This is a genomic window from Candidatus Pelagibacter sp. Uisw_137 (genome assembly GCF_047720245.1).
Lineage (GTDB): Bacteria > Pseudomonadota > Alphaproteobacteria > Pelagibacterales > Pelagibacteraceae > Pelagibacter.
Genome location: NZ_CP159811.1, coordinates 779,156 through 792,902 on the forward strand (window position 1 = coordinate 779,156; position 13,747 = coordinate 792,902).

Sequence of the window (13,747 nt, forward strand, 5' to 3'; positions counted from 1 at the left end):
TCAATTTATAATAGGATTCTTTGGATTATAAGAAAGTTGATTAAGTAAATGAAAATTTTACAGATACATAATGAATATAAATATTTTGGTGGTGAAGATCAAATTGTTGAAAGAGAGAAAAATTTATTATTGGAAAATAATCATGAAGTAATCCAGCTAATCAGAAAAAATAATAAAGAAATTAAGAATTTATATGATCAAATAATTGTTTCAAAAAATTTAACTTTCTCCAAAAAATCAGAAAAAATTGTTGATGAAAAAATTCAATTTAATAAACCAGATATAGTACATATACATAATTTTTTTCCCTTATGGTCACCTTCTATATTGAATTCATGTATAAAAAACAAAATACCTGTTGTGATGTCAATACATAATTATAGACTAGTTTGTGCTAATGGCGCTTTATACAGGGATGGAAAAATATGCGAGTTATGTCCTAAAAATGGATTACAAAATGCAATCTTTCATAGGTGCTATCAAGGTTCATTAATCAAAACTTTACCAGTAGCAAACTTAATTTCAAATTTTAAAAAAAACAAAATATGGAATAAAATAAATAAACTGATTGTAAATACAGAATTTGCCAAAAAAAAATTTGTTAGCTTTGGTATTCCGCAAAATAAACTTACTGTAAAAGCCAACTTTATAGAAGAAAGTTATAAAACAAATGATCTAAACAACAATAAAGGAGATTTTGTTATTTACATTGGAAGATTAAGTAAAGAAAAAGGATTAGAGACACTCATTAAAGCTTGGGAAAAAATAGATTTTAAACTAAAGATATTTGGAGATGGTCCATTGAAGGAAAAAATAAAAAATTTGATCATTAATAATAAAAAGATTGAGTTAAATGATTTTATTCCAAATCATGAGGTATCAAAACAAATGTCTAAAGCAAAATTTTTAATATTTCCTTCTGAATGGTATGAGGGATTTAGTATAACTTTATTAGAAGCATTTGTGAATAGGTTACCAGTTTTAAGTTCAAATATTGGAAGTATGCAAGAAATTATAGAAAATAATGTTAATGGAATGTTATTTAAAAGTGGAGATGTTTCAGACTTGATCGAGAAAATCAATAAAATGATTGAAAATCCAGACATGTTAAAAACCTTAAAAGATAAAGCGTATGAAAAATATCAAATTTTATATAGTAAAAAAAAAAATTACGAAACGTTAGTTAGAATCTATAAAGAAGTAAGAGGAGATTATTCAATATAAAATACAAATAATATAGTACTTATATTTAATTAACATGGAGATTTTTAATTAATGCAAAATATTTTAGTCACAGGTGGAGCTGGTTACATAGGAAGTCATATCATAGAGCTTCTTGTCAAAAAAAACTTAAATACAATCATTTTAGATAATCTGTCTACTGGACATAAAGAATTGATTAACAAAAAAAGTAAATTCATTAAAGCTGATATTAAAAATTTAACTATTTTAAAAAAAATAATTAAAGATGAAAATATAACTTCAATTATTCATTTAGCTGCATGTTTAAATGTTAGTGAGGCCGAAGCGAAGCCTAGAAAATATTATTGTAATAATGTTCTAGGAACAATTAATCTTGTAAAAGCATGTAAAAAGTCAAAAGTAAAAAATATTATTTTTTCTTCATCTTGTTCTATTTATGGAAGTGTAGAAGGTGCAATTTCTGAAAAAAGAGAACCTAACCCAATGGGTAAATACAGTAGTAGTAAACTTTCAGGAGAAAATATTATAAAAAAATATTCAAAAAAATATAATTATAATTATGCAATACTCAGATATTTTAATGTTGTTGGGGCTAGTAATTCAGGTGATATTGGAGAAGTTGAAAGATCACACAACCATTTGTTTAAAAATATTGCAATATCTTCATTAAAAAAAAAATCTGTTATGAATATTTATGGAAAAAATTTTAATACACATGATGGTACATGTATTAGAGATTACATGCATGTTATGGATTTAGCTGAAATTCATGTAAAATGTTTAAAAAAAACTTATAATGAAAAAAAATCTGCAATCCTAAATTGTGGGTATGCAAGAGGTTTTTCTGTTATGGAGATAGTTGAAAAATTTAAAAAAATTCATAACAAAAAAGTGACTGTATATTACAAAAAACCTAGACTGGGTGATGTGGCAAGTGCATATTCAAATATAACTAAACTAAAAAAATTTGTTAGTTGGAGACCTAAATACAACAATTTAGAACTTATGATTAAAAGTGCAATTAAATGGGAAAAAAAATTAAAAAATAAAAAAGGATAAAACATTGGATCAATTCCTTAAAAAAATCTTTAAAAAAAGTACTTCTATTTGTGGTAATGAAATCATTAAGCATATTTATAATAAAAATAAAAAAACAAAGTTTATTTCAACTGTTAATACAAATAGTTTGTTGCTCCTTAATAAAGACAAAATATTTAAAAAAGCATTAATTTCATCTAACTGGATTATACCAGATGGTTATGGGGCAGTTTTTGCATGTAAATTATTAGGATTAAATATAAAGGAAAGAATAACAGGATCAGATATATTTAACGATTTAAATTACAAACTTAATAAACAAAAAAAATGCAAATACTTTTTTTTAGGCTCAACAACAAAAACATTGAAACTAATTTCAAAGAAAATGAAACTTGATTATCCAAATATCAAAATCACAGGGTATTTATCACCACCATTTAAAACTGCTTTTAGTAAGACTGAAAATAATAAAATGATTAAATATATAAATAGAAAAAAAACTGAAGTACTTTGGATTGGATTAACTCAGCCAAAACAAGAGAAGTGGGTATATGAAAATTACTCTAAGTTAAATGTAAAGTTTATTGGGTCTATTGGTGCTGTATTTGATTTTTATGCAGGACAGGTTAAAAGAGCTCCCAGGTTTTTACAAATTTTAGGTTTTGAATGGTTTTATAGAGTGTTGCAAGATCCTAAAAGATTATGGAAAAGATATTTTTATAGTAATTTTAATTTTTTTTTAAAAATAGTCCCCTATTTACTTTATTTAAGAATTAAAAGTTTTAAATTTTAATTACTATTGGCCCCTACCATGTTTAACTCTTACTATGATTTAAAACTTTGCTGTTAAACATTGTGAATAATAGATCCTTCGTTAGAAAAATCAAAATCAATGCATTGAAATTTTGATAATTTTTTCTTAACGTCTTTTTGTTTTTCTGGTTTGACAAAAAATAAAAAGTATCCTCCACCACCTGCACCAAGTAATTTACCACCCATTGCTCCAGCAGAAATAGCTCTATCATAAATGTTGTCAAGATTTATATTTGAAACTGATTTATGTAAGTTTTTTTTTAACATCCAATTTTCATTCAATATATGTCCAAGGTTAAGTAAATTACCTTTAGTTAATTCATGTTCAAAGTTTTTTGCTAATATTGAAAGTTTTTCATAATGTGTATTCTCTTTTTTTTCTTTTTTAATTTTACCTAAAATTTTATCAGCTTTTCTGTTGATACCACTATAAAACATAATGAGATGACTTTTGAAGTTTAACAATCTAGAGTTTGAAATTTTTACCTTGTTAACACTTACAGTTTTATTTTGTTTAAATAAAATAGAATTAAGTCCACCATAAGCAGCTGCATAGTGATCTTGCATCCCTATTGGTTTTTTACACTTATTAATTTCAATATTAGAGGCCTCTATACTAAGGTTTTTTTTATTAATTTTCTTTTTTTGAAATTCATATAAAGCTTTAGTTAGGCCTACTGTTAATGTGCTTGATGATCCAAGTCCACTTCCAGATGATGGAATATCTGCAATAGTTAAAACTTCTATTCCTTTATTTATCTTAAAATTTTCTAAGGTTTTTCTTATAATTAAGTGATCCAGTTGCTTAACACTATTGACATTTTCAGTTAAAGAATAAGATAATCTAACTGTATCGTCATATTTTTTATTTACCACAACATACATGTACTTGTTTATTGTTGTGCAGATTACTCTACCAGGAACTTGAGAGAGTGGATTAAAATGATCTGTTCCACCACCTACAAAGCTTATCCTGAATGGTGTTTTTGTTATTATCATAAGTGTATATTTCTATATTATTAAAAAATAATTAAAAGATAACTTTATAAAACTGAATTAATAGCATCAAAAAGACTTTGAAAATTTTTGACACCCTTAATATTGAATTTTTTGCCAATCATTAGACTTTTAACTCCAGTTTTTTTTGCTGCATAATAATCTGCAGAACTATTACCTACCATGTATGAATTTTTTATATCTATGTTAAGATCTTTGATCGCTTGTAAAAACATACCATTATCAGGTTTTCTCAATGATGATTTTCTTTTAAATTTTTTTACCTCTCCCTTAAAACCTTTTTCAGGATGGAAGGGACAAAAATATATTCTATCGAAATATGCTCCCTTTAATCCAAATTCGTATTCTAGTTTTTTATGATCTCTATTAAGTTTATCTAAAGTAATTATTCCTTTTGCTATAGCAGGTTGATTTGTAATAATTACAGACAGGTAACCTTTTTCATTAATCTTTTTAACAGCTGATATAGCACCTTCATTAATTTGTGTGGGGTCTTGATAATGTTTATTTGAATATTCTTTATTAATCACTCCATCTCTATCTAAAAAAATAGCTGGGAGTTTTTTATCAATATTTCCGTTAGTAAATTTTTTCATTTTAATATGTTTTTTGACTAAATTAATACGTTTTGGTGTTCCTACGTCTTTTACATACTCTCTTGTATTATACGCATAAACTTTAATTTTTTTTTTTAACAATCTGGGCAAAATATTTTTTGATAAATCTTGAAAAATATTAGGCTTAATAAATTTCAAAATCTTTTTATTAATAAGGAAAATTCCAGATGAAGAAAGATTACCAATATCATTTCTTTTATGTGGTTTATTGTGAAATTTTAATAATTGATTTTTTTCATTAATTTCTAATAAATCACTATCAAATGGATGGTCATTTGGGTGTGCTAATATTGTAAAGTCACTTTTATTTTTTTTATGAAATGAATAAAATTTTTTAAAATTAATATTAAAGATTAAATCTCCCATAATTATTAAGTAACAGTCATTATTAAAATCTTGTAATACTTTAAGACATCCTCCAGTTCCCAATGGAGTTGATTCTTCAAAAATTTTAAAGTTAATATTTTTATACTTATTTCTTAATTTATTATGATATTTTGAAATTTTTCTGTTTGATATTAAATATATTTTTTTTTTTTATTTTACTTAATTGTTTTAATTGATGGTCAATAATCGAATAATTACCAATTTTTAAAAATGCTTTAGGTATTTTTTTAGAAATTTTTTTAACTCTAGAACCTTTGCCACCAATTAAAATAGCTATTTCCATTAAAAAAGAGTTTTCTTAGATATAGCTTTAATTGTTTTTTTTAATGCCATAATAGAACTCAGTCTAAACTTATATCCTAGTTTATTAATTTTTTTTGTGGAATAACTATAAGCTGGTATATCCCCTTTCCATCCAATATTTTTTTTTTCATAAATCACTTTATTCATATAATTAAATTTTTTTACAAGAAGCTTCACGATATCTTTAACTTTAACTCCTTTATCATTTGTTCCAATATTATAGAAATTTACTAAATTTTTGTTTTTAAGTTTAATTATATGCATCATACAGTTAATAATTTCATCAACGCTTGAATATGGTTTACATTGTTCTCCATTACCCAATACATTTAATATTTTTGTATTTAATAAAATCTTCCTGGATAAATCAAAAATAACACCATGTGTTAAGTTCTTACCAATAACGTTGGGGAATCTAAAAATGAAACTTCTAATCTTATTAGAAAACGAATACGAAGATAAAAACCCCTCTGAAGCAAGTTTCATTGCTCCATAATTGCTCTCAGGTAGAAATGGTGCAGATTTCTCATTTATATTATGTCCTATACTTCCATATATTGCTGAGCTTGAAGCAAAAATTATTTTTGAATTTTGATTTAAGTATGGCTTAACAAAATTAAGAGAATTAAATGTTGTTAAAAAAGTATCATTATAATCTACATTAGAATTTTTAGTGCCAGCTTGAATATCAGAATTGGCAGCTAAATGCCAAATTTCTTCTAATTTATTATTATTTAACAGATATTTTAATTTATTATTTTTAATATTTTTATGTAGATTTAATTTAAAGAAAAAAAAATTTTTTTTATTTAAGAGTTTTTTAATAAATTTTATTTTACCTAGTTTCAAATTGTCAATGCCAACAACAATGGAATTTTTTTTTGATAATATTTTAGGTAAGAGAGTTGATCCAACCATGCCAGCAACTCCAGTAATTATATATAATTTTTTTTTTGTCATACAAAATTAAGAACTTAACAATAGCAGTTTTTGTGAAATTTAATATAGATATTCATATTAATATTGTGTAATAATAAAATTATTATAATACAAAAGTATGATTAATTTTCCGACAAAAAAATATTTAAAAAGTAGTGATTATTTTAATGACTATATAAGCACTAAAGACCTTCTTTTAAAAAAAATAGATCAAAAGATTTTAAATAAAATTATTCAAGAAATTTTAAATTCTATCAAAAATAAAAGAGATTTTTTTTCATGTGGTAATGGTGGTTCTGCTGCAACTGCTGAACACCTAAGTTGTGACTTTTCTAAAGGCTCATGTACTAATACAAATTTAAATTTCAAAGTCTTTTCTCTTAATTCAAATGTTGCCCTTATGACAGCGATTGCAAATGATATATCTTATGATGATGTATTTTCCTATCAATTGAATAGATATGGAAAGGCCAATGATGTTTTGCTAGCTTTTTCAGTTTCAGGTACAAGTAAAAATATAATTAAATGTACAAAAATTGCCAAAAAGAAAAAGATTAAAATAATTTCTTTTACGGGTTTTAATGGTGGTGTTTTAAAAAAACTATCGAATTATAATATTAATTTTCCATCTAATAACTTTGGTATTGTTGAGGATTGTCACTTAACTATAATGCATTTTATATCACAATATATTAGAAATCTTAGATTTAAGAGTAGTAGTAAGATTGCTAAAGTTAACTTTTAATTAAATGTGATTACGGTACCTAAAATGATTATTCCCCAATACGCTGATAGTCCAAAAATAACTCCAGCTTTTAACCTATTTTTTTTTATATCTAACGGTAATTTTTTAATTAAATAATGCATTTTCAATTGAATTAACACGACACTAATATTTGTCAAATAATAATTTAATATTTGAGAATATTTTTTAAAAAAGATTTTAAATAAATATTAGTAAATTGTTGCCCCAAAGACTTTAACTTCCTCACCTTCGACACCTAGAACTAATCTTCCAAGGAACTCACCTTCTATTTCCTTGCTTCTTTGCTTGAATAATACAGTAATGTTTTGACCCCTTCTTAAGCATCCAAATGCTTTATAATCTTCAGATAAACTAGTTAATAGCTTATTATTTGCCCACTGTTTTCCAAGCTCAACTTCATTAGCTCCAAATAACATTTGAGTTCCAAAATCCTTAGTAAAGCCACCATAATCCTTCATATTTGAAGTTTTAACAAGATTGTCCCAAATAGGATTAGCAATTGCTATAATCTCATCATCAGATTTCTCTAAAAGATTCATAATTTAAGTTTAACAGTTTTAAGAAGCTTTTCTCTTCTCGTTCTCATCAACTATGTGGTAAACCGGCACTTTCTCAAGAGAAAATTTACCAGTTTTGGGATCACGTCTAGAAACTGTTAAACAATGCCAATTATCATCATCTAATTTCATATGGTCACCTCTGTAATAATAACCAGGCCAACGTGTTTCTTCACGGAACATTGTATGTTCTGTTACACACTGAGAAGTTAAAGCTCTGTGTTTTAATTCCCACGCTCTCATAAGTTGGTGTAAATCTTCAGCACCTACTTTTTCTAAATCTTCCTCTAGCCAAGCAAGTAACTCTAGGCCTCTTTTAAGCATATTACCATTAGTCATGTAGTTAGTTGCAATTCCTCCAACATATTCGTCCATAATTCTTTGTAGACGTTGAAGACCTTGAATTGGAGAAATATAACTTGGTGAAACTGTTCCACCTGTAATTTCATTTTGAGCTACTTGATAAGTCTCTAAAGGTTTAAATATAGCAGTTTTAAAGTCTTCACACTGTTTATCTGTAACTTTAATTCCTTCTGCTTTTTTATCCTTAATATATTTAACAGCAGCTTTTGCAGCTAAACGACCTTCGGTAAATGATCCAGATGAAAACTTATGAGCACTTCCACCTACAGTATCACCTGCACCAAAAAGACCATCAATTGTTAACATTCTATTATAACCCCAGAAATATTCTGGTGGCGATAAATCTTCAGGTCCACTAACCCAAGCTCCAGAACAAGTTGCATGAGAACCCATAACATAAGGTTCAGATGTAGTTAATTCAGGATTTGTATATTTAGGATCAATATTTTGAGAAGCCCAAACAACAGCTTGACCAACAGTCATACCTAAAAAATTTTCCCAACCAACTGTCTCTAAATGTGGGTCTTGGAATGCTTCAGTTGTGACCATATGAATGGGTCCACCGCCTGCAATAGTTTCTTGAATAAATGCGTGATTTCTCAAACAAGTTGGTGTTGGATGGTGATCAATATATTCGCCAACTAATTCTTTAGTTTGATCATACCATTTCTTCTCATAATTCTCTCCATTTGCATTTTGAGTATATGTTTTAAGGTGTAAGAAGTATGCTCCAACTGGACCATAACCATCTTTAAATCTGCATAACACAATTCTGTTTTCCATTTGTGTCATTTTAGCTCCAACAGCAATAGGTAATGCATAAGCTGAACCATTACTCCATGGTGCATACCAAGTTCTTCCCATTCCTTCACCAACTGCTCTTGGTTTGAAAATGTGAGATGCTCCACCTGCTGCAACGATTACAGTTTTTGCTCTAAATACATGGAAGTCACCAGTTCTCATGTTAAAACCAACAGCTCCACCTACTCTATTTTCTTGTGCCTCATCCATTAAAAGATGAGTAATCATTATTCTGTTATAAATTTTATCAGCTGATTTTTTTGCAGCCTCTGCAACAATTGGTTTGTAACTTTCACCATGAATTATGATCTGCCATTTACCTTCTCTAAGGTAACGACCTGTTTTTTCATTTTTCATCATTGGTAAGCCCCATTCATCAAACATATGAACTGTTGAATCTACGTGACGAGCCATATCGTAACCTAAATCTTCTCTAACCATTCCCATTAAATCATTACGTGCATATCTTACGTGATCTTCAGGTTGGTTTTCACCCCACTGCATACCCATGTAACAGTTAATGGCATATAAACCTTGAGCAACCGCTCCACTTCTATCGATATTAGCTTTTTCAACACAAATAATTTTCATGTCTCTTCCCCAGTGCCTCGCTTCAAAAGTAGCACCAGTTCCAGCCATACCCCCACCAACAACTAGAACATCACAGTCTTCAAAATGTGTTTTGTGTTTAGCCATTAGTAGTAAACTCCTTTTTTAAATGAATCTTTTGGTACTGCTGGTAATTTACCATCAATATTTAAACCATTAGGCTCAGTATAAAGCATTTGAGAGTTGATCTCACCTTGGTTAGGTTTTTCACCTTCAGCTAATTTAGGAATAAATTTTCCCCAAGGTTTTGTTGTAATTGGAGATACAAAATCTTTTGTAGTTCCATTTCTAAATTTAATTTTCCATGAAATAGTTCCCTTTTCTTCTTCACGTCTAACTCTAACGCTATGACCCATAGGAGCAAAGTCTGCATACCCACGAACATCAATTGCATGATTGGGACAAGCTTTTACGCAAGAATAACATTCCCAACAAAAGTTTGGTTCAATATTTACTGCTCTTCTAATATTTTCATCGATGTGCATGATATCTGATGGACAAATATCTACGCAGTGACCACATCCATCACATCTCGTCATGTATACAAAAGTTGACATATTATATTACCTCTCTCTTTTTAATAGTGTTTTGGTTGTTCTCTTTTAATTCCTAGGCCAAATTGTTTTGGGGCATCAGCTAATGGAGGAAGATTGTCTCTTGAACCATCTGCTTCTGCTAAGTTTTTTTGGATTGCTGCACCAGGCTTGTAAATCATGTGCGCAAATTTTGACCAATAAACTCCCCCAAATAAAACAATGTTTGAGGTAATAAATAAAACTAAAAATAAATAACTAAGTCCCATTGAATTTGATGATTGAAAATAAGACCATGCAAGTCCAGTAGTAGCACATGCTAGAAGTGCTAGTACAAACAAGTCTGCTTTAATAATTCTGTACCAAGGGTGAGCTTCTGCTAATACATCCACTCTTAAAAATAACCAAAACCAGTATCCACCCACACAAGTCATAATTGCTCCAACATGCCAAATCATGGGCCATACTGTTGGTGCAGTTGTTTCTGTTCCAGTGTAACAGAACACTAATACGATTGATGCAACCCAAAATAAAATAGTTCCATACATCCCCATAACATGAGCAACTCTTCTTTTACTAGCTCCAAGTTCTGCAGTAGTTGCAATATCATGCACTACAGTTTTTAAAATAACTGAAGTTTTTTCTCCAACACCAAGTTCTCTTTCAGCTGCTAATTTTGCTTTTTTTGCATTATTAAAAAAGTAAGTTACATTTTTGTGATGGATCATCTGAACAATTGTTCCAATAATAATTAAAGCAATCATAGCTAATACAAAAAATTGTATGGCTGCAGGAGATATAGTTTCTGCTAAAACTGAAAAAGGGTTAATTGACATCATAATTGGAAATACCTTTATTTAGAATCTAAATTAATTATGATTTTTTAGTACAGTTGAAATAATAGATCAACCGTTTTATATGAGTTATTTTATCAGATAAGATTTTACACTTTACGCTTGTAGTACTGCTTCTTAGGTATAACTGACCTAACACCGCCTTGAGGGTTATCAACATCACCTTCTCTTCGAGGAATTAAATGAATATGACAATGTAGGATTGATTGTCCAGCAATAGCACCAGCATTTGTTCCAATATTAAATCCTTTAACTTTAGGATCTTTTAATAATATTTCCTCTTTAATTTGTTTGATAAGATTATTACAAGCAATCACTTCATCATCATTTAAATCAAAATACTCTTTAACATGACGCTTTGGAATAATTAAACAGTGAAATTCAGACACAGGATAAGTGTCATAACTGGCATAAGCTAACTCATTTTCAGCAGCTAAACCGCTTTGTTTAGAGTTACAGAATAAACAAGGGTTGTTAGGGTCAAACATAATTTTATCTATAGATAGAGCATTTGTTAACTTCACCTTTATAAAAACTAGAAAGAATTTTATAAAATTTTAAACTTTTTCTTTTCCACTTAACCTCATTAATATTTTTTATTGATGTAACACCCTTTCCAGAACCAACAAGAAGAATTTCATCATAATCTGACAAAGTTTTTATCAATATATCTTTGTTAAAAATCTTTCCCAATTTTTTATTAAAAAATTTATAAGTAATACCCTTATAAATATTATTTATTGGAGAGTACACTTTATCATCTTTTATAAATAACATATTTGAAGTTCCACTTTCTAAAATTGTATTTTTGTAACAAAGTCCAACATCTGAAGTAGTGTTATCCATTTTTGATAAATGTTTTAGTATAAAACTATATTTTAGATTTTTATACTTAGGGTCAAATCGTTTGTGACTGATAAGTTTTAAGTTAAAATTTAATTTAGGAGTTTTTCTATTTCTTAAAGAAATTGATATCATTTTTTTATTTACAGCAACCCTAAGAAGATGATTGTAAGATTTTTTTTTATCGATATTTAATTTGATTAATTTAAGAATATTCTTTTCAAGATTTGGCGCATTTAATTTATAAATCTTTAAAGACTTTATTAAATTTTTAATATGTTTTTTAAAAAAAAGTATCTTAGCTGGTTTTCCAAATATCCACATCGTAGTGAACACACCATCATCCCCCCAAAGATCTTTAAAATTAATCTCTTTGTAAGTTTTATGCTGATAAGATTTTTTTAATAAGTAAATTACCATTTTCAGTTAAAAAAGATTCGGGGTGAAATTGAAAGCCATATACTTTGTCTTTATTATTTTCTATTGTCATTGCTGTATTTGAAATAGCACACCTCATTGTAATTTCAAAATTTTTTGAATTAAAAGGCTCTTTTAATTTTAGAGAATGATATCGACCCACAGTAAATTGAAGATTTTTTTTGAACAATGAATTTTTACTAGTTACTTTTATTTTAGATTGAAAACCATGATAAATCTTTTTTTGCTCAATTATTTTTCCATTTTCACAGTGCAAAATTTGTTGAAACCCAAGACAAATACCAATAATTTTTTTTTTACCTTTGTATTTTTTATAAATTTTAGAGCTAATGGGATAATCTTTTGGAGCACCTGGGCCTGGTGAAAAAACAATAATATCTGCTTTTTTTAATTTATTTTCATTTATTTCATTAAAATTTGTACAAACCACTTCATCAAAATTTTGAAATTGATGTACTACGTTGTGAGTAAATGAGTCTTGATGATCGATAATGTATATCATTTGTAAAGATCCATTAATGATTTTGCTTTAATGTAGTTTTCATTAAATTCATGAGTTGCATTACTGTCAATTACAACACCAGAGGCTACAGATATTTCTGATTTACCTTTAAAATTTAGTATTGATCTAATGATAATATTAAACTTCATATCTCCATTGAACTTTAAATATCCAAAGCTACCTGTGTAAATATTTCTGCTTTGTTTTTCCTGCTCATTTAATAAATTTAATGTACTAATTTTTGGACATCCAATTACTGATCCACCTGGCATCATTGCTTTTATAATCTCTAATGAAGTCACTTTATTCTTAAGTTGCCCTCCAATTAAGCTCACATAATGATAAAGATCTTTGTATTCTTCAATTATCTTTTTCTTTAAAATTTTTACCGAACCTGGTTTGCAAATTTTAGATAAATCGTTTCTTTCCATATCAACGATCATGTTGTGCTCTTTGGTTTCTTTTAAGTTTTTTCTAAAAAAGGAAAGAGCCTTTTTTTTATTTAATTTTTTAGTTTTCTTTAAAGTGCCTGCTATAGGTTTTGTAGTTATAAAATTATTTTTTTTTGTGATCAAATTTTCAGGAGAACAACTTATTATTGAATAATTTTTATCCTTAATCATAAAAGCTTCGGGGGCCATATTACTTTTTACAAGTCTACTAAAAAAATCTAAAGCATCTATTTGAGATTTATTACTATATTTAGTGCAGATTTTAATCTGGTATGTTTCTCCAGATTTTATTTTCTTTTTAAATTTATCAAATATTACTTTATACGATTTTTTATTAATATTTATTTTAAACAAATCACTTGGATTTAATGACCTTATTTTTTTATACTCTAAGTGATTTGAAAGTTTTACTTTTGTTTCAGGTTTGTAAAATATTCCTTTTGGAAAATTTGTTGTTTTTTGTTTTTTAATTTTTACGTCAATTAAGTTATTTAATATTTCATAGCCAAAAAAACCAATAAATAGATCAGTTTCTTTACTCGTAGATTTTAATCTAGTATTTTTGTTAATGAATTTTTTGATATTCTTATTGTTTAAAATAATCTTTTTTGAAAAGTCCGTGTAAAGATCAAACCCCTTATCTGATTTATAGATTATAAAAGGTTTTTTTGAATTATTTAAATCCAGTAAGTAGTTTTTCTTATTCAATTTT

General features: G+C 27.4%; 15 protein-coding genes and 1 pseudogene. 4 read left to right on the forward strand and 12 right to left on the reverse strand.

Going from position 1 to position 13,747, the window contains the following annotated elements; genetic code table 11:
• The first annotated feature begins 48 nt into the window (after positions 1-48).
• Genes ABXT61_RS04215 through ABXT61_RS04225 form a run of 3 tightly spaced genes read left to right on the forward strand, consistent with a single transcriptional unit; the run spans position 49 to position 3,034 of the window.
• Positions 49-1,224, forward strand: a complete 1,176-nt coding sequence (locus tag ABXT61_RS04215) for a glycosyltransferase family 4 protein (protein ID WP_415314529.1) — start codon at positions 49-51, stop codon at positions 1,222-1,224.
• A 51-nt stretch (positions 1,225-1,275) separates the two neighbouring features.
• Positions 1,276-2,262 (forward strand): UDP-glucose 4-epimerase GalE, encoded by a 987-nt coding sequence (gene galE / locus ABXT61_RS04220; protein WP_415314530.1) that lies wholly within the window; start codon positions 1,276-1,278, stop codon positions 2,260-2,262.
• Between the two features lie 4 nt (positions 2,263-2,266).
• Positions 2,267-3,034, forward strand: a complete 768-nt coding sequence (locus ABXT61_RS04225; protein ID WP_415314531.1) for a WecB/TagA/CpsF family glycosyltransferase — start codon at positions 2,267-2,269, stop codon at positions 3,032-3,034.
• A 53-nt stretch (positions 3,035-3,087) separates the two neighbouring features.
• Here the strand turns inward: ABXT61_RS04225 and ABXT61_RS04230 are convergent, their stop codons facing one another.
• The 4 genes and pseudogenes from ABXT61_RS04230 to ABXT61_RS04245 all read right to left on the reverse strand — a co-directional run bounded on the left by ABXT61_RS04230 (position 3,088) and on the right by ABXT61_RS04245 (position 6,338).
• Positions 3,088-4,053: a hypothetical protein gene (locus tag ABXT61_RS04230; protein ID WP_415314532.1), complete on the reverse strand. Its 966-nt coding sequence runs from the start codon at positions 4,051-4,053 to the stop codon at positions 3,088-3,090.
• A 44-nt stretch (positions 4,054-4,097) separates the two neighbouring features.
• Positions 4,098-4,667, reverse strand: coding sequence for a D-glycero-alpha-D-manno-heptose-1,7-bisphosphate 7-phosphatase (locus ABXT61_RS04235; RefSeq protein ID WP_415315938.1), 570 nt, complete (start codon positions 4,665-4,667; stop codon positions 4,098-4,100).
• 81 nt (positions 4,668-4,748) lie between these two features.
• Positions 4,749-5,358, reverse strand: a pseudogene (locus ABXT61_RS04240) (nucleotidyltransferase family protein); the annotation flags it as partial.
• Positions 5,358-6,338, reverse strand: coding sequence for a GDP-mannose 4,6-dehydratase (locus ABXT61_RS04245; RefSeq protein ID WP_415314533.1), 981 nt, complete (start codon positions 6,336-6,338; stop codon positions 5,358-5,360). The pseudogene ABXT61_RS04240 and the gene ABXT61_RS04245, both read right to left, overlap by 1 nt.
• A 97-nt stretch (positions 6,339-6,435) precedes the next feature.
• On the opposite strand from ABXT61_RS04245, the gene ABXT61_RS04250 reads away from it, so the two are divergent.
• Positions 6,436-7,062: an SIS domain-containing protein gene (locus ABXT61_RS04250; protein ID WP_415314534.1), complete on the forward strand. Its 627-nt coding sequence runs from the start codon at positions 6,436-6,438 to the stop codon at positions 7,060-7,062.
• Between the two features lie 209 nt (positions 7,063-7,271).
• Here the strand turns inward: ABXT61_RS04250 and ABXT61_RS04255 are convergent, their stop codons facing one another.
• The 8 genes from ABXT61_RS04255 to ABXT61_RS04290 form a co-directional block, all read right to left on the reverse strand.
• Positions 7,272-7,622: a hypothetical protein gene (locus ABXT61_RS04255; protein WP_415314535.1), complete on the reverse strand. Its 351-nt coding sequence runs from the start codon at positions 7,620-7,622 to the stop codon at positions 7,272-7,274.
• A gap of 18 nt (positions 7,623-7,640) precedes the next feature.
• Positions 7,641-9,500 carry an adenylyl-sulfate reductase subunit alpha gene (gene aprA / locus ABXT61_RS04260; protein ID WP_415314536.1) on the reverse strand — a complete coding sequence of 620 codons (1,860 nt, stop codon included), beginning with the start codon at positions 9,498-9,500 and terminating at the stop codon, positions 7,641-7,643.
• The gene (aprB, locus tag ABXT61_RS04265) at positions 9,500-9,970 is read right to left on the reverse strand and encodes an adenylyl-sulfate reductase subunit beta (RefSeq protein WP_415314537.1); all 471 of its coding nucleotides are present in this window, start codon (positions 9,968-9,970) and stop codon (positions 9,500-9,502) included. Before aprB ends, aprA begins: the two co-directional genes overlap by 1 nt.
• Positions 9,971-9,990: 20 nt before the next feature.
• A complete protein-coding gene (locus tag ABXT61_RS04270; protein ID WP_415314538.1) occupies positions 9,991-10,785 on the reverse strand; it encodes an adenylyl-sulfate reductase in 795 nt (264 codons plus the stop codon).
• Between the two features lie 104 nt (positions 10,786-10,889).
• On the reverse strand, positions 10,890-11,324 hold the full coding sequence (locus ABXT61_RS04275; RefSeq protein WP_415314539.1) for an HIT family protein: 435 nt from the start codon (positions 11,322-11,324) through the stop codon (positions 10,890-10,892).
• Complete coding sequence (locus tag ABXT61_RS04280; RefSeq protein WP_415314540.1) at positions 11,293-12,063, reverse strand: aminotransferase class IV; 771 nt, start codon at positions 12,061-12,063, stop codon at positions 11,293-11,295. Before ABXT61_RS04280 ends, ABXT61_RS04275 begins: the two co-directional genes overlap by 32 nt.
• A complete protein-coding gene (locus tag ABXT61_RS04285; RefSeq protein WP_415314541.1) occupies positions 12,026-12,583 on the reverse strand; it encodes an aminodeoxychorismate/anthranilate synthase component II in 558 nt (185 codons plus the stop codon). Before ABXT61_RS04285 ends, ABXT61_RS04280 begins: the two co-directional genes overlap by 38 nt.
• The gene (locus ABXT61_RS04290) at positions 12,580-13,743 is read right to left on the reverse strand and encodes a chorismate-binding protein (RefSeq protein WP_415314542.1); all 1,164 of its coding nucleotides are present in this window, start codon (positions 13,741-13,743) and stop codon (positions 12,580-12,582) included. Before ABXT61_RS04290 ends, ABXT61_RS04285 begins: the two co-directional genes overlap by 4 nt.
• Positions 13,744-13,747 lie beyond the last annotated feature (4 nt).